Annotated in this window: 22 protein-coding genes and 1 tRNA gene; 14 read left to right on the top strand and 9 right to left on the bottom strand. The window is 39.5% G+C overall.

Annotated features, from left to right (window positions below):
• Positions 1-247 precede the first annotated feature (247 nt).
• The 4 genes from FUT79_RS07850 to FUT79_RS07830 all read left to right on the top strand — a co-directional run bounded on the left by FUT79_RS07850 (position 248) and on the right by FUT79_RS07830 (position 5,130).
• Positions 248-1,342, top strand: a complete 1,095-nt coding sequence (locus FUT79_RS07850) for an aminotransferase class V-fold PLP-dependent enzyme (protein WP_148884049.1) — start codon at positions 248-250, stop codon at positions 1,340-1,342.
• On the top strand, positions 1,343-2,509 hold the full coding sequence (locus FUT79_RS07845) for an alanine racemase (RefSeq protein ID WP_044634558.1): 1,167 nt from the start codon (positions 1,343-1,345) through the stop codon (positions 2,507-2,509).
• A complete protein-coding gene (locus FUT79_RS07840; RefSeq protein WP_039943559.1) occupies positions 2,506-3,717 on the top strand; it encodes a phosphopentomutase in 1,212 nt (403 codons plus the stop codon). Before FUT79_RS07845 ends, FUT79_RS07840 begins: the two co-directional genes overlap by 4 nt.
• A gap of 834 nt (positions 3,718-4,551) precedes the next feature.
• Positions 4,552-5,130, top strand: coding sequence for a DDE-type integrase/transposase/recombinase (locus FUT79_RS07830; RefSeq protein ID WP_148889470.1), 579 nt, complete (start codon positions 4,552-4,554; stop codon positions 5,128-5,130).
• 65 nt (positions 5,131-5,195) lie between these two features.
• Here the strand turns inward: FUT79_RS07830 and FUT79_RS07825 are convergent, their stop codons facing one another.
• Positions 5,196-5,435, bottom strand: coding sequence for a hypothetical protein (locus FUT79_RS07825; protein WP_024752611.1), 240 nt, complete (start codon positions 5,433-5,435; stop codon positions 5,196-5,198).
• 440 nt (positions 5,436-5,875) lie between these two features.
• On the opposite strand from FUT79_RS07825, the gene prfB reads away from it, so the two are divergent.
• The 10 genes from prfB (at position 5,876) to FUT79_RS07775 (ending at position 15,518) form a co-directional block, all read left to right on the top strand.
• Positions 5,876-7,004 (top strand): peptide chain release factor 2 gene (prfB, locus tag FUT79_RS07820; RefSeq protein WP_148878944.1). Its coding sequence is split into 2 segments (ribosomal slippage): positions 5,876-5,947 and positions 5,949-7,004, totalling 1,128 coding nucleotides; the frame shifts between segments, so codons are not numbered across the junction.
• On the top strand, positions 7,001-7,384 hold the full coding sequence (locus tag FUT79_RS07815) for a response regulator (RefSeq protein WP_002694935.1): 384 nt from the start codon (positions 7,001-7,003) through the stop codon (positions 7,382-7,384). Before prfB ends, FUT79_RS07815 begins: the two co-directional genes overlap by 4 nt.
• Complete coding sequence (locus tag FUT79_RS07810) at positions 7,368-8,939, top strand: hypothetical protein (protein ID WP_024752610.1); 1,572 nt, start codon at positions 7,368-7,370, stop codon at positions 8,937-8,939. Before FUT79_RS07815 ends, FUT79_RS07810 begins: the two co-directional genes overlap by 17 nt.
• Positions 8,936-9,814 (top strand): signal recognition particle-docking protein FtsY, encoded by an 879-nt coding sequence (gene ftsY / locus FUT79_RS07805; RefSeq protein WP_002694939.1) that lies wholly within the window; start codon positions 8,936-8,938, stop codon positions 9,812-9,814. Before FUT79_RS07810 ends, ftsY begins: the two co-directional genes overlap by 4 nt.
• Before the next feature lie 5 nt (positions 9,815-9,819).
• Positions 9,820-10,620, top strand: coding sequence for a hypothetical protein (locus FUT79_RS07800; RefSeq protein ID WP_024752609.1), 801 nt, complete (start codon positions 9,820-9,822; stop codon positions 10,618-10,620).
• Positions 10,621-10,631: 11 nt separating this feature from the next.
• Positions 10,632-11,915: an FtsX-like permease family protein gene (locus FUT79_RS07795; RefSeq protein WP_024752608.1), complete on the top strand. Its 1,284-nt coding sequence runs from the start codon at positions 10,632-10,634 to the stop codon at positions 11,913-11,915.
• On the top strand, positions 11,908-12,588 hold the full coding sequence (locus FUT79_RS07790; protein WP_002694945.1) for an ABC transporter ATP-binding protein: 681 nt from the start codon (positions 11,908-11,910) through the stop codon (positions 12,586-12,588). Before FUT79_RS07795 ends, FUT79_RS07790 begins: the two co-directional genes overlap by 8 nt.
• On the top strand, positions 12,585-13,931 hold the full coding sequence (locus FUT79_RS07785) for an ABC transporter permease (protein ID WP_024752607.1): 1,347 nt from the start codon (positions 12,585-12,587) through the stop codon (positions 13,929-13,931). The genes FUT79_RS07790 and FUT79_RS07785 overlap by 4 nt, the downstream gene beginning before the upstream one ends.
• Positions 13,928-14,452 carry a UvrB/UvrC motif-containing protein gene (locus FUT79_RS07780; protein WP_002694950.1) on the top strand — a complete coding sequence of 175 codons (525 nt, stop codon included), beginning with the start codon at positions 13,928-13,930 and terminating at the stop codon, positions 14,450-14,452. Before FUT79_RS07785 ends, FUT79_RS07780 begins: the two co-directional genes overlap by 4 nt.
• Positions 14,442-15,518 (top strand): hypothetical protein, encoded by a 1,077-nt coding sequence (locus FUT79_RS07775; RefSeq protein WP_024752605.1) that lies wholly within the window; start codon positions 14,442-14,444, stop codon positions 15,516-15,518. The genes FUT79_RS07780 and FUT79_RS07775 overlap by 11 nt, the downstream gene beginning before the upstream one ends.
• 304 nt (positions 15,519-15,822) lie before the next feature.
• Here FUT79_RS07775 and FUT79_RS07765 read toward each other — a convergent pair whose 3' ends face one another.
• From FUT79_RS07765 to FUT79_RS07720, 8 genes are all read right to left on the bottom strand, one after another.
• Positions 15,823-17,361: an NAD-dependent epimerase/dehydratase family protein gene (locus FUT79_RS07765; RefSeq protein WP_148879757.1), complete on the bottom strand. Its 1,539-nt coding sequence runs from the start codon at positions 17,359-17,361 to the stop codon at positions 15,823-15,825.
• 196 nt (positions 17,362-17,557) lie between these two features.
• Positions 17,558-19,531 carry a replication restart helicase PriA gene (priA, locus tag FUT79_RS07760; RefSeq protein WP_002695989.1) on the bottom strand — a complete coding sequence of 658 codons (1,974 nt, stop codon included), beginning with the start codon at positions 19,529-19,531 and terminating at the stop codon, positions 17,558-17,560.
• A 12-nt stretch (positions 19,532-19,543) separates the two neighbouring features.
• Positions 19,544-20,341, bottom strand: a complete 798-nt coding sequence (locus tag FUT79_RS07755; protein WP_002695987.1) for a uracil-DNA glycosylase — start codon at positions 20,339-20,341, stop codon at positions 19,544-19,546.
• Positions 20,342-21,083: 742 nt separating this feature from the next.
• Complete coding sequence (gene abc-f / locus FUT79_RS07745) at positions 21,084-22,661, bottom strand: ribosomal protection-like ABC-F family protein (protein ID WP_148878949.1); 1,578 nt, start codon at positions 22,659-22,661, stop codon at positions 21,084-21,086.
• A 174-nt stretch (positions 22,662-22,835) separates the two neighbouring features.
• The gene (locus FUT79_RS07740) at positions 22,836-23,141 is read right to left on the bottom strand and encodes a hypothetical protein (protein WP_148878950.1); all 306 of its coding nucleotides are present in this window, start codon (positions 23,139-23,141) and stop codon (positions 22,836-22,838) included.
• Complete coding sequence (locus FUT79_RS07735) at positions 23,141-23,944, bottom strand: hypothetical protein (protein ID WP_024752598.1); 804 nt, start codon at positions 23,942-23,944, stop codon at positions 23,141-23,143. The genes FUT79_RS07740 and FUT79_RS07735 overlap by 1 nt, the downstream gene beginning before the upstream one ends.
• 29 nt (positions 23,945-23,973) lie before the next feature.
• Positions 23,974-24,045 (bottom strand) — tRNA-Val (locus FUT79_RS07730).
• Between the two features lie 910 nt (positions 24,046-24,955).
• Positions 24,956-25,642: an RluA family pseudouridine synthase gene (locus tag FUT79_RS07720; protein WP_004266548.1), complete on the bottom strand. Its 687-nt coding sequence runs from the start codon at positions 25,640-25,642 to the stop codon at positions 24,956-24,958.
• Positions 25,643-25,649 lie beyond the last annotated feature (7 nt).

Raw genomic sequence — 25,649 nt, 5'->3', positions numbered from 1 at the left:
AGTATGATATTCTGTAATTAACTCCCTGTATTATAATCAGAGTATTACCAATTATGACTTGCAGATTTAGCATTCCTATGGTAAATTGCCCGCCGTTGCGCCGTGTCGAGCTCTCTTTTATAAAATTATTTATGGTTCTGATTAGATGAATTAAAAAATTAATTGAAGATATCAAAAAATGTTGCACACCGAAACCAAGTGTTATGAGTGCTTGTGACAAAAAAATCATTAGAAGGAAGGTGTGATTATGCGGACATATCCGTTACGCAGTTTATCGTTAAACGAAGCTATTAGGCTTCAGTTTAAGGTGGTTGACTGTATTACAAGAGAATTTGAAGGGCATACTTTTTTGAATAGAGGCGATCTCGGAGTAGTAGAGGGGTTTAACAAACCTGTGACTACCGCTAAGGCGGAAAAGGTAATTGCGAGCATTTTTGATGCGGAAGCTTGTATTTTGCTTAGGGGTGCCGGAACAGGGGCAATTCGATTCGGTTTACATTCCATGTTTAATTGCGGAGACAAGGTATTAGTTCATGCCGCACCGATTTATAGCACGAGTAAGACTTCGTTTGATATGCTCGGGCTTATACCAATTGAAGCGGACTTTAACGAAATCGATGAGATTAAAAAGGCACTTAAAAATAATTCTGATGTGAAAGGTGTATTGATTCAACATACAAGGCAAAAACCGGATGACAGGTATGATATGCATACGGTGATTGAAACAATTAAAACAATGAGGGATATACCGATTTTGACGGATGATAACTATGCGGTAATGAAAGTAAAAGATATCGGGGTGCAGTGTGGTGCGGATGTATCATGTTTTTCATCGTTTAAGCTGCTTGGGCCCGAGGGAGTCGGCGTTATTGTAGGGGAAAAATTATATATTGACCGTCTGATTTCTGAAAGTTACTCCGGAGGTATGCAAGTCCAAGGACATGAGTCTATAGATGTGCTGAGAGGGCTTACGTATGCGCCGGTATCTCTTGCAATTCAAGCGCAGGTGAATGAGGAGTGTGTCGGAAGACTTAAGTCAGGGAAGATTCCTCTGGTTAAAGATGCATTTATTGCGAATGCACAGTCAAAGGTTATATTGGTGGAATTTTCTGATACTATAGCGGAGCGGGTGCTTATAGAAGCGGAAAAGTTGGGAGCGGCGCCGAATCCTGTAGGTGCTGAATCGAAGTATGAAATAACACCAATGTTTTACAGAGTATCCGGCACATTTCTAAAGGTCGATCCCACACTGAAAGACCGTATGATAAGAATTAATCCCATGCGTGCGGGTGCCGACACAATTTTAAATATTCTTAGAGAATCAGTGGAAAGAGCGAGATAAATGTTTCTGAATCAAATTGAAAAAAGAAATAGACAATTAGTTAAAACCGCATTTTTATTGCATCAAAACCAGGAAATTCTTCCGGATTCATATATTGTTGATGTTGATGTGTTCCTTGAAAATGCGGAACTGATTTTAAAATCAGCTAATGAAAAAAACATAAAATTATATTTTATGCTGAAACAGGTTGGCAGAAATCCGTATCTGGCATCGGAATTAATGAAGCTTGGATATAGCGGTGCAGTAACTGTTGATTTTAGAGAAGCCCTTGTTATGATGCGGCATAAGATTCCTATAGGGAACGTTGGACACTTAGTACAGGTGCCACAGGCAATGATAAAAGAAATCGTTGCTTATAAGCCGGAGGTAATTACCGTTTATTCAAAAGAAAAAATACAAGCGATAGAAGATGCGGCAAAAGAACTCCGCATTAAGCAAGGGATTATGCTAAGAGTATATGGGGATAATGATACGCTTTATTCAGGGCAGATGGCAGGTATTCATCTGCATGAACTAAAGGAAACAGTGCTTTGGATTAAGAGCAACTGTTTACATGTGGAAATAAAAGGTATTACGTCATTTCCATGTTATCTATATAGTGAAAAAGATAAGGATATTCTGCCGACTGCTAATTTGGGAACTGTACAATTTGCAAATGAGATTTTAAAAACCTGTGGTGTTACAGCTCAGATTATTAATACCCCCGCTTCGACATGTTGCAGGACACTTAATCAGATGCTCAAATACGGCGGAAACTGTGGTGAGCCGGGGCATGGACTGAGCGGAACTACAATAATGCATGCCGACTTTGAACTTGAAGAAAGACCGGCTGTGGTATATGTCAGTGAAATTTCTCATAATTTTGGAGGCAATGCTTATTGTTATGGCGGCGGGTATTATAGGCGATCACATGTAAAGAATGTTTTGGTCGGAATCTCCTATGAAGAGCGCCGCAGACTTCTGGTGATACCCCCGACTCATGAAAGCATAGATTACCATTTGGGCATATCCGATGAATGTAAAATCGGCGATACAGCACTTATGGCATTCCGCTTTCAGATTTTTTCGACAAGAAGTGATGTGGTATTGGTAAAAGGAATACAGCATGGCAAATACGAGATTGTCGGTATTTATGACAGTCACGGAAGAAAGAAGGAAGAATTGTGAAACGATTTGTGGTTATTGTGTTGGATGGATTCGGCGTTGGAGCAATGGATGACGCTCCTATGGTGCGCCCGGGTGATGAGCGAGCCAATACGCTGCGAAGCATTATAAATGACAATCCTGACTTGAAGCTCCCGAATCTTGAAGCCTTGGGGCTGATGAATGCTTACGGCAGAGAGAGCAATTCAATGAAGTTTTATCCTACGGCGAATTATGGGAAAATTAATTTGATGCACTATGGAGCGGACACCTTTATGGGACATCAGGAAATAATGGGAAGCTTGCCGAAAAAACCTGATATTCACCCGTTTCAGGAGAAAGTAGATGAGGTAGCGGCTTATCTTGTGTCCAAGGGGCATACGATAAATGTTATTGAACAGGAGGGACTAAGGTTTCTTTTGTGTGATTCTTACGTTACAATAGCTGATAATTTAGAGGCTGACCTCGGTATGTGCTATAATGTGACGGCTCCGCTTGACTATATTTCTTTTGATAATGAGTACGAAATAGGAAAACTTGTAAGAGATGTTGTAACTGTCGGAAGAGTTATAGTTTTCGGCGGTACCGGAAATACTATGCAGGATTTATGGAATGCGCAGGAAATAAAAAACGGTAAGTTCATCGGTATTGCTTCGGCTAAGTCTAAGTCTTACGAACAAGGATACAGGTGCCTCCATCTTGGGTACGGCGTTGATAAAAATGTACAGACTCCGACAATCTTAGGAAGAGCCGGAATACCTGTTACACTTATCGGGAAAGTTGCTGATATTGTCGCAAATGATCAAGGTAGAAGCATTTCCTGTGTACCCACGGAGGATTGCATGCGGCATACTATCAGTGAATTCAAAAACATGGATACAGGTTTTATTTGTACAAACATACAGGAAACCGATTTGGCAGGGCATTCCATGTCCTCTAAAACATATAAAGAAATACTTGAAATATCTGATAGAAGCATTGGAGAACTGTTAAAGTTTTTTAAAGAAGATGATATTTTGCTAGTTATGGCGGATCACGGTAATGACCCGAACATAGGACATAGCAAACACACCCGTGAGTGCGTTCCGCTGCTTGTATATAAAAAGGAAGTACACGGAAAGAAGCTTGGAACAAGGAATACTTTATCAGACGTGGGCGCAAGCATTTGTGAATATTTCAAAGTGGAGGTACCAGAGAACGGGATATCTTTTATGCAGCTTTTAAACACTTGAATTTATAAAAAGAGCTCCGGTTTAGTTTTTGCCGTCCGTGGCAAAAACTAAACCACGAGTTTTAAAGCTTTGCAAATTACTTTGCTTTAAAACATCGTTTCTGCGTGGAACCACGGGCGTCCGTGCCCGTTCTGATTTTGCCGTCCGTGGCAAAAACTAAACCACGAGTTTTAAAGCTTTGCAAATTACTTTGCTTTAAAACATCGTTTCTGCGTGGAACCACGGGCGTCCGTGCCCGTTCTGATTTTGCCGTCCGTGGCAAAAACTAAACCACGAGTTTTAAAGCTTTGCAAATTACTTTGCTTTAAAACATCGTTTCTGCGTGGAACCACGGGCGTCCGTGCCCGTTCTGATTTTGCCGTCCGTGGCAAAAACTAAACCACGAGTTTTAAAGCTTTGCAAATTACTTTGCTTTAAAACATCGTTTCTGCGTGGAACCACGGGCGTCCGTGCCCGTTCTGATTTTGCCGTCCGTGGCAAAAACTAAACCACGAGTTTTAAAGCTTTGCAAATTACTTTGCTTTATAAAACATCGTTTCTGTTTGGAACCACGGGCGTCCGTGCCCGTTCTGAGTTTTGACGTCCGTGGCAAAACCAAACCCACGAGTTTAAAAACTCTCTGTTATAAAAAGGAGCCCAGGTTAGTTTTTGCCGTCGTGGCAAAAACTAACCCTCGAGTTTTAAAGCTTTACAATTGTCTTGCTTTAAAACATCGTTTCTGTTTGGAACCACTGCCGTCCGTGGCAGTTCTGAGTTTTGCCTGCTTACAATAAAATCTCAGGCAAAACATCGTTTGGAATTTAGCAACGGTGAGAAAACTTACCATAGGCAAAAATACGCCGACGAAAGCATCCAAAAGAGTATTATAAGCAGAAAAAGGAAGAACGAAAAAATCTTCCGGCAAATATTCTTAACCGAGAGTTTGTCGCAACGGCATTTTTAAGCAAGCTGGTTACGGACATATCATATTTTAGAGTAAAAGACGGCTGGTTATATTTAAGCGCAATATTGGATTTATACAATCGAGAGATAGTTGCCTATGTGTGTTCACGGCATGTGGATGCGAAACTTGCCGTTGACAGCGTTACGCACCTAGCCGAAAAATATAGTCTTAAAGAAGTCCTCCTACATAGCGATCAAGGAGCAACGTATACATCACATGCGTACCGAATTATCAGGTGGCACAACACCAATGAACAGTTTACTGTAAAGGAATACTATGTTAGAAAAAGAAGAAAGTATTTTGATACATGGATCAAAAAAGACGGATCCGGATTAAAAGCTATTTTTATAAAGGACATTATTTATCTTTTATATAAAACAAAGGTTATTGAGGAATATTGTAAAGTTAACTCATCATCTTTAATTGAGTATGAAATATCAAAAGGGTTATACTTAAACCCAACCTCATAAGCAGGAAGAATTTCATCATCGTTATCGTATCGTATTCCCGTTGCATTTGCTTTTATTACATCTTTCTATCTGGTATAAGTATAAAATATGGTTCCTCCTGTTTCCTCGTCAAGCATATGCGAATGATATAAAGTGAATGTATTCTCTTTGAAAGAAGCTTTTACGTATAATGGCTTTCCATTTATAACAGTATACCTGTCCCACGATCCTAAGAGAAGGTTTTTCTTTTTTCCGTATGACTGATTACATGAAAACAATAAACAGATAAACAATGGTACTATTAAAAAACCGGATATTTTTTTCATAAATTTTTCCTCCGTTACTGTTTGACCATATTTTATTATAGTTTTTTTAAATTAGCAATATTAACTTATTTTACTACACGACAAAATCCACAAAAAACTTATTTTTGTCATTTAAGCAGGAATTTGACTCAATTTCGAATAGCTTGCACCTGATTTCAACATAAGAGTCTTTAAAATTTATCTCAATGTATAAAAATCTAAGTAAGATTTTTACCAAATTTAGATTTGATATAGTTTATTGCATTTTATGAGGCATTAGTATCGGAATAAATACATCCGCACTTTAGGATATTCTTCGTGCTCTTGTCGTGCCAACCCTGTCGATAAGATTGACAATATTCCTTTCTTATCGTATTCTCATTGAGCTTTTTTCGAGTAGATGCGCTAAGGCACACGCTCTGTTTTTACATTTAGAAATAATACTATAAGGAAGGTTTTTTATGCTTTTAGAAGAATATAAATCAAAAATAAGTGAATTAAGGGCACAGGTAGCTGAAATTTGGAGGCATCTTTGACTCCGATACTATCTATGAAAAAATAAAAGAGAAAGAAGATTTTTCCGCATCAGAGGGATTCTGGAATGATACCGCAAAAGCGGAAAAAGTCATGAGTGAATTGAAAGTTTTGCGCTCTCGTGTAGAACCATGGCGTGAACTTCAAACCGATATTGAGGATCTGCAAGCTTTATATGATTTAGCGGAAGAAGCCGAAGATGAGCAGATGACGGATGAAATTGATTCGGTATATCAAAAACTTTCCGAACGTTTTGAAAAATTGAATGTATTGCACCTTCTTTCCGGAGAGGTTGATGCAAATGATGCCTTTCTTACCATCCATGCAGGTGCAGGCGGCACAGAGGCTTGTGACTGGGCGCAAATGCTTACCAGAATGTATTTGCGGTGGGCAGAGCGTAACGATTATAAAACAGAAACACTTGATATGCTTGAAGCTGACGGCGGTATTAAATCAATCACCTTAAAAGTGAGCGGTGAATATGCCTTCGGTTTTTTAAAAGGAGAAAACGGCATTCATCGGTTGGTCAGAATTAGTCCCTTTGATTCAAATGCCAGACGACATACCTCATTTACTTCAGTTTATGTATTCCCTGTTTTAGATGACACCATTGAGGTTGAAATCCGTCCAGAAGATTTACGGGTTGATACATATCGAGCGGGCGGCGCCGGTGGACAGCATGTTAATAAAACAGATTCAGCGGTTCGTTTAACGCATCTTCCGACAGGGATTGTGGTTGCCTGTCAAAATGAGCGCAGTCAAATAAGTAACCGCGCAACTGCAATGGCAATTTTAAAAGCACGGTTGTACGAATACTATCGAGAAGAAAAAGAAAAGGATAATCAAAAATTTGCAGCGGAAAAAAAAGACATTTCCTGGGGCAATCAAATCCGCTCATATGTATTTCAGCCCTATACAATGGTAAAAGACCACCGTACAAAATATGAGACGGGAAATATTCAGGCGGTTATGGACGGCGATATTGACGGTTTTATGGAAGAGTATTTACAGAAAAACGTATTGGAAGCTTCAGCCGATGAGGATGATTTTATATGATTTGCATTGTGTGTACATCAGCCTATCTCGGAAACAGAATGGCTGATGCCCTACGCCGACGGGGAGAACAAGTCTGCACATACACTGAAAATATTAGAAAAAAGTCGGGACTGTTACAAAATATGACTCGGGCATTCTCATGCGATTGGCTTATGCAGATGCTGCAAACAGAAGAGGTTTCGAGGGTTTATTTTGATTGTGCATATTTTACGGACTCCGCGACATTTCGAAAAATAAGCCCGCATACAAAATTTATCGCCCTTTCTTCTCTTTTTGAAGAAGCCCGTATTAACATGGCCCTTTGTTGCGGAGCAAAAGATTTTCTGATGCAGCCATTTTCCACCGATGATTTTGATGAAGTATATGAAAGAACAAAATAAATGGCGAACCCTCGTACTCATCCTTTTTCTTTTTAGCACCCTACCCTTTTTCGGACAAGAAAAAAAAGACGATAACTGGGTTCTTGCCGCAACCGAATTTTCAATACAAGATCTGCCGGAGCTGTACAAAGAATACGCAATTACCGTACCGAAAATGGTTTTACTTTATTTGGATACCGACATGAGGCGTACTGTTCCTATGGATGAGAAAAAAGCACGCAGCCTTTTGGAAACCGGACAAAAAAAACTAAAACTTATTAAAGAACGAGCTGCCTTAATAAAAGAAAAAGATACCCTTTTTCTCTCGGTGGAAAGCAAGGCGGCTAAAAAAAAGCAATTAAAAAAACTAGAAAAAGATATTAAGAAAAAAGAGCAAGAGATTGAGCGAGCAAAAGAAAATATAAAAATTGCCGATGCGCGGCAGTTTTCAAAAGAAGATATAAAAACCGTAAGCTTATGGAAAACTGGTAGCGACTTATTTAATACGGAGAAACATACAAATCTTGCAGAAAAACTACAAGAACAAAAAATTTCAGCTCTTGTATCAGGCACGCTTAAAGATATTGCAGGCTATCTTTCCGTATCGGTGAGCATTACAACTGGTTTAGCAAATATGCCTCAATATCATTTTTCAGATGCAGGAAAATATGAGGATATTCAAGAAATAGTAAAAAACCTATCTGAACAAATGCAGATGGTTATTCAAAACGCAAAGCCGGTAACCGTGTATTTTGATATTGAGCCGAAAACTGCCAGTGTTTATATTCAGGATAAAAAAATAGAAGATTTCTCAAAACCGATTATACTCTACAAAGGCTCATATACGGTCAGCGCTTCGGCAACCGGATTTATTTCCGCTACTCAAGATGTTCAAATAAAAGATGATACGCTATATTCGTTGAAAATAGCACTAAAAAAAATGACCGCAAAAACGGTAACTTTTTATATTCCAAAAGGACAGGCTGATATTTTTTTTGATACAAAATATTTCGGTCTTACTCCTTTTGATGTTCAATTGTACGGCGATAAAAATCTTTTAGATATTTCTCATAACGGCGTGCGAACCTTTGTTCTGGTTAATTCAAAAAAAATAAAAGATATACGAGGAAGCGTGCCGATAACCGCATCCTTGAATAAAATAACTACAAAGGATAAAATAGAAAAACAAAGAAAGGTGCTGTATTGGTCGCTTGGCGCATTTTATATTGCACTGCCGATTGATATGATTCTGCGCGGAGTTTTGGCGGATAAAAGAAATGCCTATGAATCCGGAAGATTACCACAAACAGATAAAAATGCTTCGTCAATAAAAGCTTTATCAATTAGCTCCAATGTTATGCAGGGAGTAACCATTTGCCTTGGAGTAAACTACTTCATCCAGCTTATTCGCTATTTAGTTGCAGCTGACCAAAGCTTACCGAAAGAAGCAATACCGACGGAAAATGTACCGGTGCAACGCAAAAAAACATCCTCAGCGCTCGTTGAAAAATCGGATTTACAAACCGATGCAAAACAAGACCTTTCGCAGCAACCCTCAGGAGGAAAAACACAATGACAAAAAGACGTTTTTCTGAAGGCTTAAAGCGCTTATTCGGAATGCATATCAACCTTGATGATTCATTTTTTGAAAATCTTACAGACTCTCTTGTTGAAGGAGATGTCGGAGCAAAAACAGCATTTGATATTGAAACATTATTGCGACAAGAGTGTAAAAAACAAAAAGCGGAAACCAAAGATGATATCATTCGTATACTTACCGGTATTTTAACTCCTTTGATCAAAACCGTAACCTTTATGCCTGAAGAAAAGAAAACCTCCGTGTATTTAATACTGGGTGTAAACGGTGTAGGAAAAACAACCAGTATTGCAAAAATAGCGAATTATTATAATAAAATTTTGACTATGCCGATTGTTCTCGCTGCTGCGGACACCTTTCGAGCAGCGGCAATTGAGCAATTACAATATCACGGGAAGGCGCTTGGTTTGCGCGTAGTAGCGCATCAACACGGCGGAGATCCGGGAGCAGTTGTATTTGATGCGGCAGAAGCAATAAAAGCTCAAGGCGGCGGGCTGGTACTTGCCGATACCGCCGGCAGACTTCATACAAAAGAAAACCTTATACGAGAATTAGGCAAGATTGATAAAATTGCAGAATCAAAAGCGGATACAGGCTGCTATAAAAAAATTCTTGTACTTGACGCAACAACCGGACAAAACGCATTCCGGCAAGCGGAAGCGTTTCATGAAGCTATCTCTATTGATGCAATCATGCTGACAAAATATGATTCGACGGCAAAAGGCGGTAATGCCATTACCATTAGTAAAGAACTCAATATTCCCATGCTCTTTATCGGAACGGGAGAACAGTATTCCGATATTGCCCCATTCGACACAAAAGAGTTTATCAAGGAATTTATTGGAAGAGATTAAAATAAATGCAGATACGTATCGCTATTTTTTGCTTCCTTTTTATAATAAGCAGTATTTTTTTATCCGCGGATGAAAAGCAGTCAAATGCAAACTCTCGTTCTTCGCAAAGTGAAAACAATACAACGGCAAAAGAAAGCGATAATCAGCAGAAAAATGAGGCTGAAACTTTAGATACTGCAAAAAAAGAATCCGATACCGAAGCAGATCAAACAAGCAAAAAAAACGAGTTGCCAACAGAGTCCGATAAAAATACTTCTGAAAAAAAAGAAGCATTAAAAACAAATAAACTTTCCGGTTTTTCTTCAATAGAAGATACCGGTTTAACGCTTGCGGATAACGACACGTGGTATTATGAAGAGTTTGATTCCTTAGGACGCCCTTCCCTTGCCGTCCTGTATAGCGGAGCAAATCTTGCAGAGAAAACAGAATGGAAATATGAAAGCGAGTCCTTGTATCCTTATTCTCAAACTGTTACAAAAGACAAGCAGCATGTCATGACAAAATATTCGGCGGCAGGATTCTTAATTTTAAAAGAAGTGTACAATGCCGACAACGGTTTAGAGCAAAAAATTGAAAATACGTATAACGCAAAAAATGAGCTTGTCAGCAGAGAAGAAACAAAGGGAGACGTTTTATATCGACGAGAATGGACCTATGAAAAAGGCAAAAAAAAATCGGAAATAGTTTACCGCAATACGGTGTTACAAGCCCGTATTTATTTTTTTGACTCTTATAAAATGGTTCATGTATATGAAAATGATAAAGAGATTCTAAAATTAAAAGAAGCGTTAAAGGAAGATCGATAATAAGGAAAACTATGAAACTAAAATCGTTCCAATGGATTTATTTTATACTAAAACGATTTAATGCCGCTGACACCCGTGGTCGATCGGCAATCACCGGTATTTTTTCTATTGCGGGGATATCTCTCGGAGTAACCGCCTTAATTGTTATTTTATCAGTGATGAACGGCTTTCAGATGGGCTTTATTGATGCGATATTACAAGTAAGTTCCGCCCACCTGCGTCTTTCAGGGGCAAAGACGGATATTGAGCACGCGGAAAAATTCGGAGGGTATGTTTCCTTTTACCGTTTTTCAGAAGCGCAAACACTCATGGAAGGAAACTTTTCCCGACAACAGGGAGCGCTGTTGCGTGCGGTACCGACCGATCTGCGTGCAAAAGATTCAGGCTTTAATGAGATTGTAAAAATAATGTCGGGAACATTTGATCTTGAGAAAAAAAACACTGTGGTGCTTGGCTATGAACTTGCACGGCAGCTTTCTATCAAAACAGGAGACATTATAACAGTACTTGCCGTTTCAGGCTCTTCGGATACAAATATATTTCCCGAAAATAATCAGCTGCTGGTTACCGGCACTTTTAAAACCGGTTATTATGAAATTGATGCAAGCTTTGCCTTTGTATCTCTCGAAACAGGCACAATAATATGCGGTGAGTCCGAGACATACAATGCAGCAGTAAAACTTGAAAATCCTGAACATGATTCAAAGTATCTACATAGTTTACAAAAAACGATTCCTTCGCTGCATGCGGAATCTTGGAGAACCTATAACAGGGCTTTTTTTGGTGCCTTACGAATAGAAAAAAACATGATGATGCTCTTGGTTATTTTGATTTTCTTGGTAGTTACCGTAAATATTTATAACGGTATGCGGCGCTCTATTTATGAACGAAGAGAAGAAATTGCCGTATTAGCCTCACTCGGTGCAAGAATACAAGATATTCGTTTTTTGTTTATGTGTAACGGATTTACAATTGGCTTAATAGGCGGCATTATCGGATTATTATTAGGGCTACTGCTTTCCGCACAAATAAATGAAGTGTTTTTTTTAATAGAAGTCAGTATCAATATAATCATTCATTTTATCGGATCCCTTGTTTCGAACATCACTGAAATGCCTTTTGCTATTTTCAGTCCTGAATATTTTTATAATGTGGAAACTATTCCGGTACGAATCTTTTTTAAAGAAACAGTTTTTATTTTTTTATTTGGAGTGTTTTCCGCTTCATCGGCAGCATGGTTTGCCGCAAGAAAAATCCTTACATTAAAACCCGCGGAGGTATTGCGCTATGAATAATCCGGTTCTTTCGGTAAACAATTTATATAAAAGTTTTACATCGGCATCCGAAGATTTACACATACTCACCGACTTACATTTGGAAATTCCTTCCGCCGCAAAAATTGCTATCACCGGAGAATCAGGCTGCGGAAAAAGCACCTTACTCAATATTATCGGAGGAATGGAAGCAGCCGATTCAGGGAAAATACTGGCCGGTTCGTATAATCTGCTTTCTCTTACTGAAGCTGAATTAACCGAATACCGTCGGCATTTTTTAGGTTTGATTTTTCAGTTTCATTATTTACTAAAAGACTTTACCGCTCTTGAAAACATTATGCTGCCCGCACTCATTGCGGGAAAAAATAAAAAAGAAATAAAAGAGCGGGCGCTTTCTCTGATTGCCGATGTACGGCTTGAAAACAGAAAAGATCATTTTCCCGCTCAACTTTCTGGTGGTGAACGGCAAAGGATTGCGGTTGCTCGAGCACTGATTAATGATCCGATGCTTGTTTTGGCGGATGAACCGACTGGTAACCTTGATCCGCAAAACGCCGCATCGGTTCAAGACCTGCTCTTTTCACTTACCGACAAACATGGCAAAACACTGTTAATTGTAACGCATGATCCGGGAATTGCTTCAATGGCGGATAGCTGCTATCGATTAGAGCACGGAAAGTTGGTGGCAGTATGATAAAAGTTCCCTTTTTATTTGCGCTAAGATTTTTAGGAATCGGTTCAGGGCGCTCCGAATCAAATGCACGCAAAAGTCTTTTCGGTGCAGTATTGGGAATCGGTGTCAGTATTATCCCGCTTGTTATCGTTCTTGTTGTTTCCGACGGAATGATTTCCGGCATTACTTCACGAATGATTGAGCTTGGTTCAGGACATTTACAGTTTGTTGATTTACGCCCTTCAACAAACTATAAAAATCCGCAAGAAAGCTATAATCAATTACAGAATAATTATGCAACCTTTAAAGAAAACTGCTCAAATGAATATATAACCGGCGCGTGGATGCAAGTGAACGGCAACGGAATTGTCATCGGTAAAAACGGCAGAAAGGGAGGTAATATCCGTGCCGTATCGGATAATTTTTTTACCGAGAATCAGGCAGCCTCTCAATTACTGACAGTTGTTGCTGGCTCTTTAGAATTTACGGAAAAAAACTCAATTTTACTGGGTAAAAAAATTGCGGAAGACCTCGGCATTACGGCAGGTGATTCATGCAGAATCCTTACGCTTTTCCCCTCTCCTACAGGCAAAAGTATCCCGAAACTTTTTGTCGGAAAAGTTTCGGGAGTTATTTCTTCAGGATATCAGGAACTTGATGCGCTTTGGGTTTTTATGCCATTAGAAACGGGAATGAAAATTCTTTCTCCTGATGCAGCCCTTGCCTCTATTCTGGTGCAAACAAAAGATCCCTTTGATCAGGCTGCTATGCAAGAGATAATACAAACAGGTATGAGTAACCTTCCGAGAGGATATTCTCCATTCAGCTGGCAAGATATGAATCGATCTCAATTTCATTCTTTTCAAACTTCAAAAAATATTCTACTTTTTATCATGTTTTTAATCGTACTTGTTGCCTCTGCAAATATCTCATCCGCTCTCGTTATGCTTATTATGGAAAGACGAAAAGAGATTGCAATATTGAAAGCAACCGGCACAAAACCTGAAACCATTATTTTTTCATTTTTACTTGCAGGTTTGGCAACCGGCTTAGGCGGACTTGCGATCGGCATGCCGATTGGTATTACTCTTTCAATACATATCAACGAGGTTTTTAAATATATCGAAAAAACCATCAATGCACTTAATATGCTTTTAGCACTGAGTATGGGACAGTCGACAGCAACCGGCGAAATTCATCTACTTGATCCTGCCTATTATCTTGAGTATATTCCTATTGTATTAAACTTAAACGAATTGTATCTTATCGTTTCCGGAACATTGATTTTATCGGTTACTGTTTGTATGATACCATCAATACGGGCAGGTAAAGAAAAACCGATTGATATTATGAGGAAGTTATGATGAAATGTAAATTATGCGGCACAGAAGGAGCAGAAGTTTTTGTACAGCAAATAGTACAGAATAAAATAAAAGAAATGTATATTTGTAGGGATTGTGCAGAAAAATACGGGCTTTACGCAAAAGATAATTCCAATATTGATAAGGCAATTTCTCATATTTTTTCTCATGAAGAAATTCTCAATAAAGAAAATTCCGCTCATGATGAAAACTCATCCGCGCCTTCTTGTCCCGTTTGCGGCTCTTCCTTAAATGATATTCAATCAAAAAAGATGATCGGCTGTCCAAGCTGTTTTTTTTATTTTCAAAATGATGTTACCCGTATTATGCGGGAAAAATCGGTTTCAATCATATATACTGATGACGTACCTCGGGAGCTTTCCGCCCCTATTCCGCAAGCAGCCGATATCTCCGAATTAAAAAATAATTTAGCGCGTGCCATAGAAATGGAAAAATATGAACTTGCCGCTTATTATCGAGATAAATTAAATGAGTTGAAGGAACAAATAAAATATGATCACTGACAGCTCTGCATGGTATATGGAAACAGGGCCTGATATTGATATTGTGCTTTCAACAAAGGTTGGTATCTCACGTAATCTTTTAGATTTTGTTTTTCCATCGGCTTTAAATAAAGAAGATGCCGAAAGAGTTACCATTCTTATTTTAGATGCATTTAATCAATTACCCGATGCGGAAAAATATAATTCATTACGCCTTGTGGCAATGGATACAATCGGAAAAAAAATTTTAGAAGAAAGAGGAATATTAGCTTCCGATACAGAGCCTGTTTTATCACGAGCGGTTATTATTCATAATGACGGAGCTATCGCCGCAACTTCTAATATCAGAGACCATTTACATTTACTCTCTTTTTCCGCAGGTTTTGCACCTGAGCAAACTGCAAAAACTATATTGCATGTAGAAAACATTCTTTCAAAACACTTACGTTTTGCGGCGGTAAAACATTATGGCTATTTAAGTTCAAATATTTACCGAATAGGAAGCGGAATGAAAAATTCCATTCTTTGTTCCTTGCCCGGTCTTTCATTAACCGGTATTCTACAAGAAGAAATCAATAAGCTTGCGGAATTAGGTTTTGAAATACATGCCTATTATGCAGCCGACTCAAAGCTGCTTTTAGGTTGGCTTTACTTGATTTCTTACGGCAGCTCTGCCGGCAGAACGGTAAAAGCACAAATTAGTTTTTTCCACTCTTATATGCAATCGCTTATTGAAAAGGAAAGAACCGCACGTAATTATATAACCGAACAAAAAATTTATCAAATAAAAGATATTATTGCAAAAGCATTGGCTCTTGCAAAAAATGCCGTTCTGCTTGATATAAAAGAAGCCATTGATATTACCTTAAAAATAAAATTAGGAATTTCGTTAAACCTTATTCGTTATTCTTCGATCCAAGATTGCAATGCTCTTTTATATCGAGTGCAAACCGCCCACCTTGCCTTCTTATTATTAAGCGGCGCCCTATCCATTGACGAAGATATCCCGTTTGACGAAATACGCGTGCAACGCATGCGGGCAATCTTTGTAAAAAAAATATTTCAACGCGCAGAGTTGAATTATTAATACAGGATTTGACTTTGAAACACCTCTATGCTAGTATAACGTTTTCTAATTAACTTCCTGTTATAAAAATTGGAGTATCAACAATAAGGGGCTGCGGATTTAAGCATTACTATGGTAAATTGCTCACCGTTGCTAAATTTCAAACGATGTTTTAAAGCATCAACACTATTTTGTAAAATTGAAGCTTTAAAACTCGCTGGCGAACCAAAGGTAGCAATTCAAATGGTTCGCCGTTGCGCCGTGTCGAGCTCTTTTTTATAAAACTTTTTACGTTTTTGATAAGATGCATTAAAAAAACGTTATACTAGAAAACAATTTTTTCGTAAAAATTATTTTCGTCCAAGTCGTGATCGTCGTACCAAACTTGTGCATAAAACTTACTGTGTTTTGCAAGTTTATCGAAATTCCATGGGGGAGCGGCGCAATCCGGACACCAATGTCCCGCTTTCAGTACAAGATACGGCGTCGCGGTAAACGTGTGTCCGCAAGAGCACTCCCATTTAAGCGGTGTATATAAGTCGCCCACGGACATCGATGAGCTTAAACATTTACCACCGCGGAATACTGCTGCTTTTTTTATATCTTTTATATCGAGACTGCTTTCTGGCTTTGTTTCGTCATATCCATGGTCTAAAAGTAAATTACCTGCAAGGCTTTCATCTTTAATTTTTTCGTAGTCCAAGTATTCACCGGTTTGCGGATTTTTGTTTTCGCATAAAAGATTATATTCATCCCAAGTTTCGGGTATTTTTTTAAACGCTTCAACGGAACCGAAAAAAGCCCGTATCTTTTTTTCATCCTTGCTTTGAATCCAGTACATCGGGGCATTGGTGGTTTTTAAAAGCGGTTCTATCATCAGTTTGCGAATCAAAAAGCGAAAGGGTTTTCCCAGTTTAAAATACCAAAATTTTTTTTCTAATTTTAAAAAAAAATCTTCAAAGCCTTCATGTTGAAAATCAAGATATTCATTTAAAACTTTTGAATCATAAAACCACCCGCAATGAAAATTGCGTGGCGGATTCCAATTCGGTTTAAAAATATCTTTTACACTACACCCCATCATGGTAAAACCTCGGTTAAGAGTTTCAAAACCTGTAACCCTCGCAAATTTTCCGTTACCGATATTATAAACTTTTTTCCAGAATTCCGATGAAAGAGTTTCAGTGTCGGATTTTTCTAAAATATTTTTTAATAAAAGCCCACTCATCTCCGCAGTTGCCCATTCAATTGCCGTATTCCATGGTGTATGAAACACAATCCCGTCACTCATATTATTCAGCATAATTTTTTCGTATAAAACGCCGGATTGACGAAGCGATACCCAAAATTTTAATCCGGATTCAATAACTTCTCGTTCAGCCATTGTCTTTGTCGCCCCGTAAAAATCAAGCGGTGAAGGCAGTAGCGGATCTCCTGTGCGAATCCACGGATGCTTAAATGTTCTGTTGCCGTATTGGGCTACCGTTCCTATATTAATAAATTTTACTTCCGCACTTTTTGGAGATGCTTTTGCGGCATTGATTAAATTTACCGTTGCCAAAAAATTTGACTTATATGTTTGACTCGGATTATGATCCGCCGCCGGAGGAATAATTGCCGCACAGTGAATTATGTAGTCCGCATTCCGTACGCATTTTTCGCAAGTATTAAAATCGGACAAGTCTCCGAAAATTACGTTTAAGACTTCCCTGTATCTTTTTTTTAAAACTTTTGCAAGTTTTATATTAGTTTTTTTTTCTCGTAAGAGAATCGTTATATTATACTTATTTGTTTCCGCAATTTGCTTTAGAGCGGCAGACCCCATTGAACCTGATGCTCCGGTAATTAAAACTGTCTTTTTCATATTTATATAGTACCGACTCTGCAAGGCTTATTCAATAGTAAAAACACCGCAAAAAATAACCGACATGAAGCAAGTAATTTGAGTGATAAAGGATTGTCTTAGTCGGCAATATGTATTGGAGCAAAAAAGAAAAAAATGCAAATTAAAATGCTTTTTTAAAAATAGATTTTAGAAAATAGAGAACAACTACCTGTATTCACATAAGATTCATCGGATCAATATCTATTTCGATATACACGCCCGACATTACTTTGTAGCCTTGTACAAATTGCCGGAGGGCTTTTTGCAAAGGTTGAATTTGTTTTGCGCGCAGGATGAGCTGGCGGCGGTAATTGCCCGCAATAAGAGAAAGCATACATTCAGCGGGACCGAGCAGTTCCGCTTCGGGCGACAACAAGGTGCCAAGGATTTTTGCGGCACCTTCGGCGGCGGCAGCGGCTTTTTGTTCATCCTTACTGCGGAATACCAACCGCGCAAGCCGTGCAAAGGGCGGAAAGTGAAGAGCCTCCCGCTGTGCAAGTTCTTGGGCGTAAAAGCCCTCACTGTCGGCACGGACGGCGCAAACAATTGCCGGATGACCGGGGGCAAAGGTTTGCACAATCACCTTGCCGTCGGGAATATAGCGCCCCGCCCTTCCCGCAACCTGCGTAATGAGGGCAAAGCTGCGCTCGGCAGCCCGAAAATCCGGCATTTGAAGTCCGGTATCTGCAAGGGCAATTCCCACCAGCTTAACCGAAGGAAAGTTTAACCCCTTTGCCACCATCTGTGTGCCGAGCAGGATATCAATTTCGGCATTTTTAAATTCGGTGATAATTTTTTTTAGTTCCTGCGGCTTAACCGAATCGGTGTCTACCCGCCTGATACTGCATTGCGGAAAATTTCTTGCAACCTCTTCTTCAACATACTCGGTACCGATTCCGGCATACCCGACATCCAGCGAACCGCATTCAGGACAAACCTGAGGCGGCTCCGTCTGCATACCGCAATAATGACATTTCATCACGCCCTGTTTTTTATGCCAGGTGAGCGGAACGGAACAATGCTTACACAAAAGCTGAAAACCGCAGGTTCTGCAATAAAAAAAGCGGGAAAAGCCGCGCCGATTTAAAAAGAGAATGCTTTGTTTCCCCTCCTCTTTTACTTTGCGAACCGCTTCGATAAGCCGCTCGGAAAGCAATGTCTTTTCCCCGTAGAGCGGAACCACCTCAATTTCGGGCATGGCTCCGCCTGAAAGCCGCTTGGTCAGCGTGAGTTTTCGGATTTTTCCTTCTTGCATTGCGTGCCATGCTTCTACTGAAGGCGTTGCAGAACCCATTACCAGCGCACAGGACTCTTTTACACAAAGATGCATGGCAACCTGCCGTGCATGATACCGCGGTACCGAACCTGATTTATATGAGCCGTCATGCTCCTCATCAATAATTATGAGCCCGAGTTTTTGCACCGGTGCAAAGATAGCACTTCGTGCGCCCACCACAATTTTTGCATCCCCGCGCTTAATCCGCATCCATTCGCTGAAACGTTTGGTTACCGTTAAGCCCGAATGCAACACCGCCGCAATATTTCCGAACCGCTCCATAACCGAATCGATTACCTGATGCGTTAAAGCAATTTCCGGCACCAAATAAATAACCGATTTTCCTTCGCGGATAACCGCCTCAGCGGCTTGCAAAAATACCTCGGTTTTGCCCGAACCGGTTACCCCATAAAGATAAAAAAAACCGCTGCCCTTGCATGCGGTAATCTCGGTAATTGCCCGCTGCTGCTCCTCCGAAAGCCGCAACGAAGAAGCGCTGAAATCCTGCACATCAAGACTCATATTCTCGAATGAGGCTTCGCGTCTGCCCGACGGCAACATGGCAGAAAGCGTTTCGCCGACTGAGCAAAGATAAAACCCGGCAATCCATTGCGCAAGCGCTATTTGCTCTTGTCCGAAAAGCGCTTCCTTATCCACAATTCTGCTAACCGTTTTTATATCTTTTTCTTCAACCGGAAAATGGGCAGGCAGCGAATCAAATTCATCAATGATAAACCCGATCAAATTCCTTGAGCCGAATTTAACCGCCGCGCGCCTTCCTTTCAAACTCTCGAATTTATATTCGTCAAGATTTTTATACGTAAAAGACTGATACACCGGAATATTAAAAATAAGTTCAAGCCACTGTGCCATATACGAAAAATCTTATACCCGTTCAGCCCTCAGCTGCAAAAGCTGCGTGCGGAATTTCTTTAAGTCTTCCCATGCGGGGCGCTTTAAACTTTCGTCTCGAAGCAAAGCACTCGGGTGATAGGTTGCCAACAAAGGTATTCCATTATAATCAAAAAAACGTCCGCGAAGTTTTCCGATTCCTTCCGTGGTATTCAGTAAGAGTTGTGCGGCACATCGTCCGAATACAAGAATTGCCAAAGGTTTTTGCAAACGGATTTGAGCTTCAAGAAACTGCGCACAGGCTGCACATTCAGCGGGCGCAGGATCCCTGTTTTGAGGCGGTCGGCATTTTACAATATTGGTGATGTAACAGTTAGTCTTTCTGGACAACTGAATAGCCTCAAGCATTTTATCCAAAAGCTGCCCTGCCTTGCCGACAAAAGGCCTACCGGTTTTATCCTCATCCGCGCCCGGCCCCTCGCCGATAACCATTACTTCCACCGAATTCTGTAAGCGGGAAAGTTCTTCGGGGCCTTCCCCCGGAACCGCATGAATGCGCGTTGCCGCAAGTCCGCAGCCCCTACAAGCATGTACCGCCTGCGCAATATCCGCCATAGTCGAAAAGCGAGAGTCTTGCCCTGCTTGCTGAAAAAGCACGTGCGGTTCCGTGCTCGGGTTTTGTGCAGGGGCGGCATCCTGTTGAGCCGCTTCCGCAGGCGCAATTTCGGTATCAACAAAAACAGGCTCTTCCTCCGAAAGCGCATACCCGCGCAAATAATCGGCCGATGTTTTAAAAAATCGGTACAGTATTAATTTTTCCGTTGCCGTCATAAGGCAATACTACCGCAAATATACCGTAATTTCAAGATAAGAGCTCGACACGGTGCAAGGGCGAACCTTTAGGAATTCTACCTTTGGTTCGCCTACGAGTTTTGCCTGTTTACAATAACGCGTCAGGCAAAACATCGTTCAGAATTTCGCAAGGGCGAACCTTTAGGAATTCTACCTTTGGTTCGCCTACGAGTTTTGCCTGTTTACAATAACGCGTCAGGCAAAACATCGTTCAGAATTTCGCAAGGGCGAACCCTTAGGAATTCTACCATTGGTTCGCCTACGAGTTTTGCCTGTTTACAATAACACGTCAAGCAAAACATCGCTTGGAATTTAGCAACGGTGAGTAAACTTACCATAGTCTTGAAATCGTCCCCGCCCGAAACTAATCCGAAATCAAGGTTATCACAGAGTAAAAAAATGCTTTTCCGCTGATTAAAGCTTGCAGCACCGCTCTTACACACTGTTGAAGAATTTTACCGTGTATACAATTTTAACACCTATTTTTATGACAAGTACATAAGAGAATTAGAGACTTTTAAGATGTATACTTTTTCATAACATATTTTACAGCCTTACCAGTTTTCGTTTGATTTTTTACAAAAATGAATACTTTAATGTACACTCATATAAACTATTTAGTGAATAAAGATACATCTTTAGATCATAAAGCTAACTACAGTTATGCTGTTATAAAAAACTATACACGTTATCAGTAGCCCTTAACAAAGATAAATAAGGGTTAATTGTTTTTTAACTTTTTTAACAATTCTTCATACGCTGCTTCTAATCGAACTCGCTCTTCTTTTGGAATTTCCATAGAAAGTTTTGAAAAAATTTCTGTCATTCGAAACTGCAAAACCATTTTATTGATATTTGGAGGATCACTCTTTTCGTATTCTTTAAGATTTCCTGTAATTGTTTTTATCTTGTGATTTTTTATGATAAGCAATCGATTTGCAACATTGTTAATAAAAGCCTTGTCATGTGATACAAAAATAAACGGCCGGTCATAATTTTGTAAGATTTCTTCCAGCACTTCAATAGCACTTATTTCAAGATAGTTAGTCGGTTCGTCGAAAATTAAAAAGTTAAAATCTCCCGACACCATTTTTGCGAGCTGTACTTTTGCTCTTTCTCCATCGCTTAAATTTTTTACACGCTCCCCCACCCTGTCTCCGCGGAAACCGAGTCGAGCAAGTAAAACACGGATAAGCGTTTCATCATAGATACTTGTAAGCCGAATGTTTTCAACAATACTTTTTTCAAAATGTAGGTTTTGATTGAGCTGCCCAAAATAACCGATTTTTAGTCGCGGATGTTTTTTTATCTGCTCTCCATTAATGATCATTTGAAGCAAAGTTGTTTTCCCACTTCCGTTTTTTCCGATGAGTGCAACCTTGCTCGTATTATCAATGTAAAAATCGGCTTGGTCAAAAATCAGTTTTTCGCCAAATGATTTTCTGATCTTTTTGCCTTCAATTAAAATCTTTGAGTGAATTTTTTCATGATCTGGTATGGACAGTACAATCTTTTTTTCTTCTATTGGTTTCTTTTTTACTGCAAGTTGTTCAATGCGTGAGCGTACCGATTTAATTCGATTGTCCACTTTCTTTTTGTTGCTCTGTCCGCCCATTTTATGAAGCCGCGCTTCCGAATTGCCGAACCGCTTCGGTGTTGTCCGTATTTTATCTCTGCGCACCGTAAGCTCATCAACCATTTTAGAAAGCCGCTCTGTCTCTTTAGTATATTTTTCATACTCGCCCTGTGCGAATTTTTTCTGATTTGCCCGCTCTTCAAGATAAGAATGATATGAACCCTTGTACACAAAGATTTTTTCTTCCCGCAACTCAAATATTTTTGAACAGGTTTTTTCGATAAAATCTCGATCATGCGAAATAAGTAAAAAACCTTGTTTTCTTGTATTCAGTTTATGTATTAAACGCTCCTTTGCGGCAAAATCTAAATTTGCGGTTGGTTCATCCATTAATAAAAAAGTATTATTTTCAAAAGCGGAAAATAAACGTATCTGATATGCTTCACCGGGACTTAAACTATCTGTGCTATTATGATCAGAGATTACAGCAGTCGCAGTCAATTTGTCGGATAAGGTTTTTTCAACAAATTGTATGTTCATTGTTATATCAATGTTTCCGCTAAAATCAGAATCCTGTCCGGAAATCATTTTCATAAGTGTTGTCTTACCTACCCCATTGTCTCCGATAAGGGCAATTTTTTCATCGGAAAATATTTGTAATAATTCTATAAAAAATAATTTGCGGTCTGCGAACTGCTTTTCAACATTTTCAATTTTAATCATAGGTCTCCTCGAGTTACAATAATTAATTATCTTCTGATTACGGTTGACCTATTCATGGCAGGAAATCCTCCTTATATATTTATAGATTTATTTTACGCATAAAAATTATGCGTAGATTGTGTAATAATCACAAAAGAAATACCGTATGTACTTCAAAACAAAATATAAAACGGATTACATTTTTCCGTCTTTTATAATATTCACTAATGCAAGAATAAAAAAAACTAAAGGCATAATATGAAAAAATATATTTACAATTGAGATATCACCGGTAAATGGCGGATAGGTAGGAATAAATCCAAGCATAGATACAAACAAATATAAATATAAAAGATATAAAAATAAGATTCCCAATAAAAAAAAGAGTGAGGCAAAGGTACGTATTTTTTTCCATGCAATAATTGCTAAGAACACCGAGATTGCGCTAAATAATAATTTTATTACAATAATAAGCAGTCCGGTTTTTAAAAATATAAGCACTAGACTTTTCCCCTTTGCGTTTTTAAAAAATTGATTAACTCTGTGTATATGTTCAAACGAGGCAGTATTGAAGGCCTATGATACTCGGGTGCAATAAGGATATGAGCATCCAGGGCAGATTGGAAAAAATCGGTATAGGCACTTTCGGGCATTTTAGGAAAAAGATACACTTCTTTTTGTTCCCAAAAATATGGAATAAGGTTGTCAAGCGTTTTTTTATCGGTATCTTTTTTTTTAAAGGAGATTGTCTTTAAATTTGCCCGTTGTTTTTCTTCAATATATTTTTTTGTCTCTGCCGCAAGATCAAAAAACGCGCGAGCAAGCGTTTGCAGCATCGGCGGAAATAATGCATCGGATTCAGGAATATCTGTGAGCTCCGAAGAAAAAACCACAACACCGTAATCTGCCGGAAAAGGAAGTGAAAGTACAAAGGCGTTTTCTTCTATTTTTTTGTCGGGCAGAAAAGGTTTCCAAATTACTGCAGGCTTAGCGGTAATTGATTCACAAATACTGATTGCTTTTTTTTGCGTCTCATACCATCGTACCTGCATCAGCGGAAAAAAATTATTCACTGCTTTTTTTAAATTAATCTCGGCTTGTGTAGGCAGGCGGCAGGTAAGTCCTCTGTCAAGAAATTGCTTAAACACTAAGTGTTTTTGCCCGGTTCTTCGCCCGAGAATAGACTGACCGCCGTCAAGATACATATCGATAAGCCGAATGTTTTTGGAAGTATAAAGATAGAATCCTCGCGCTCGCCGTATTGTACCGAAACGAGTGTAAATTTCGTTGTAGTAATCGATCATTGGATTCCTCATTATGTTAAATTAGAAAATGGACGATACCGGGTTTGAACCGATGACTTCTACCGTGTGAAGGTAGCACTCTACCACTGAGTTAATCGTCCGCTTATTACCGTGAAAGTAACGGAAAGTATCATAACACTTTTATTTTTTTTTTGCAATTCCCCCTTTTAAGAATTTTGTATCAAACGCTATAAAAATGTTCTCAGGTTTAAAATCTTAATAAAGCATCAGGGCGTTTTTAAAGATATCCGAAGAATTTTTATTTTGAAGTTCCGGCAGCACTGATTTGCAGAAAAACATCAAAGAAAAATTTAGCAAAGGGCTTCGGCTAAATGCCTTCACACTTTCAGGGCAGCGTTTAAAAATCTACCGCATTCCGATATTGACGGTTTGTAATTAACTTCACATTCGAGAATGTATCGATAATAAAGCTTACCGAATAAAACATTCGATATTTTTACCTGATACTCCACAGCGTAACTAGGTAAAACTTGAGCGTTGCATTTTGCCACGGACGTCAAAATCAGAATGGGCACGGCCGCCCGTGGTTCCAAACAGCAGCGATGTTTTAAAGCAAAACAGATTGCAAAGCTTTAAAACTCGCAAGGTTTGGTTTTGACATGGACGTCAAAAACTCAGAACAAATTCAAACGATGTTTAAAAGCATCAACAGTAAATTATAAAATTGAAGCTTTTAAACTCGCAGCACTGATTTAATCAAGAATACTAAAACAACAATCAGAACGGGCACGGACGCCCGTGGTTCCACGCAGAAGCGATGTTTTAAAAGCACCGCCGCTTTCAAGTGCTTTTAAAACTCGCAGGCATAATTTTGCTATGGACGGCAAAATTATGCCTGCGGTGGTTACAACGTATGAACACCTCACACCCGTACGTGTGAACACTCTGCCTACATAATGGCAGACGGGATGCAGATTTAAGCATTCCTATGGTAAACTGCCCACCGTTGCGTTGTGTCGGACTCTTTTTGATTAGAAGAATATTACCCTGCTATAGCGCATCGCGCACAGGGTTGCATGTTCCTCCGCCAAGCTCCAGCTTTTCAAGCGCTTCCGTCATGTGAGCGGGAAGCGGGGCGATAATTTGCCGTGATTTTCCGTCAAGCGGGAGGGTAAGCGAGTAGGCACTCAGCTGCATTTTTTTAATGCCGAATGCTTTTTGCAGCGCTTTGTTTTGTTTAAAGTCTCCGTATTTATCGTCGAGGATAATCGGGCAGCCGAGCGAGGCAAGGTGAATTCTGATTTGGTGCTTTCTGCCGGTATGCAGCGCCAGCGAAAGATAAGAGTGGTTTTCCGTTTTTTTTAAAACACGGTAGTCGGTAACCGCCGTTTTTTCCGTGCCGTTTTCCCGCAGCGGCGTGCGAATACTGCCCCGTTGTTTCGGCGGCGCATAAAAGCAAACCGCCCGATATTCTTTCACAATGGTTTTTGCTTGCAGGATTTTTGAATACTCCGCCGCCGCCTGCGAAGTTTTTGCAATAAGCAGAACTCCGGAAGTTTCTTTATCAAGGCGGTGCACCGGAAAAAGTTTTGCCGCACATTGCCGCTCCAAAATATCGATAATGCAGTTTGAAATACCTGCCCCGCCCTGTACCGAAATTCCCGCCGGTTTGTTTATTATAAAAAGAGAATCATTTTCAAAAAGAACGGGAATCTCTTTTTTGGGATTTGAATTCATAACTCGG

Source organism: Treponema phagedenis (genome assembly GCF_008153345.1).
GTDB lineage: Bacteria > Spirochaetota > Spirochaetia > Treponematales > Treponemataceae > Treponema > Treponema phagedenis.
This window is presented reverse-complemented; position numbering and strand designations above follow the sequence as displayed.

Bases quoted from the DNA above. Each gene is read 5' to 3' on its own strand.
- FUT79_RS07850 (WP_148884049.1), top strand. From the start codon at position 248: ATGCGGACATATCCGTTACGCAGTTTATCGTTAAACGAAGCTATTAGG.
- FUT79_RS07845 (WP_044634558.1), top strand. From the start codon at position 1,343: ATGTTTCTGAATCAAATTGAAAAAAGAAATAGACAATTAGTTAAAACC.
- FUT79_RS07825 (WP_024752611.1), bottom strand. From the start codon at position 5,435: ATGAAAAAAATATCCGGTTTTTTAATAGTACCATTGTTTATCTGTTTA.
- FUT79_RS07815 (WP_002694935.1), top strand. From the start codon at position 7,001: ATGATTTGCATTGTGTGTACATCAGCCTATCTCGGAAACAGAATGGCT.
- FUT79_RS07810 (WP_024752610.1), top strand. From the start codon at position 7,368: ATGAAAGAACAAAATAAATGGCGAACCCTCGTACTCATCCTTTTTCTT.
- ftsY (WP_002694939.1), top strand. From the start codon at position 8,936: ATGACAAAAAGACGTTTTTCTGAAGGCTTAAAGCGCTTATTCGGAATG.
- FUT79_RS07800 (WP_024752609.1), top strand. From the start codon at position 9,820: ATGCAGATACGTATCGCTATTTTTTGCTTCCTTTTTATAATAAGCAGT.
- FUT79_RS07795 (WP_024752608.1), top strand. From the start codon at position 10,632: ATGAAACTAAAATCGTTCCAATGGATTTATTTTATACTAAAACGATTT.
- FUT79_RS07790 (WP_002694945.1), top strand. From the start codon at position 11,908: ATGAATAATCCGGTTCTTTCGGTAAACAATTTATATAAAAGTTTTACA.
- FUT79_RS07785 (WP_024752607.1), top strand. From the start codon at position 12,585: ATGATAAAAGTTCCCTTTTTATTTGCGCTAAGATTTTTAGGAATCGGT.
- FUT79_RS07780 (WP_002694950.1), top strand. From the start codon at position 13,928: ATGATGAAATGTAAATTATGCGGCACAGAAGGAGCAGAAGTTTTTGTA.
- FUT79_RS07775 (WP_024752605.1), top strand. From the start codon at position 14,442: ATGATCACTGACAGCTCTGCATGGTATATGGAAACAGGGCCTGATATT.
- FUT79_RS07765 (WP_148879757.1), bottom strand. From the start codon at position 17,361: ATGAAAAAGACAGTTTTAATTACCGGAGCATCAGGTTCAATGGGGTCT.
- priA (WP_002695989.1), bottom strand. From the start codon at position 19,531: ATGGCACAGTGGCTTGAACTTATTTTTAATATTCCGGTGTATCAGTCT.
- FUT79_RS07755 (WP_002695987.1), bottom strand. From the start codon at position 20,341: ATGACGGCAACGGAAAAATTAATACTGTACCGATTTTTTAAAACATCG.
- abc-f (WP_148878949.1), bottom strand. From the start codon at position 22,661: ATGATTAAAATTGAAAATGTTGAAAAGCAGTTCGCAGACCGCAAATTA.
- FUT79_RS07735 (WP_024752598.1), bottom strand. From the start codon at position 23,944: ATGATCGATTACTACAACGAAATTTACACTCGTTTCGGTACAATACGG.
- FUT79_RS07720 (WP_004266548.1), bottom strand. From the start codon at position 25,642: ATGAATTCAAATCCCAAAAAAGAGATTCCCGTTCTTTTTGAAAATGAT.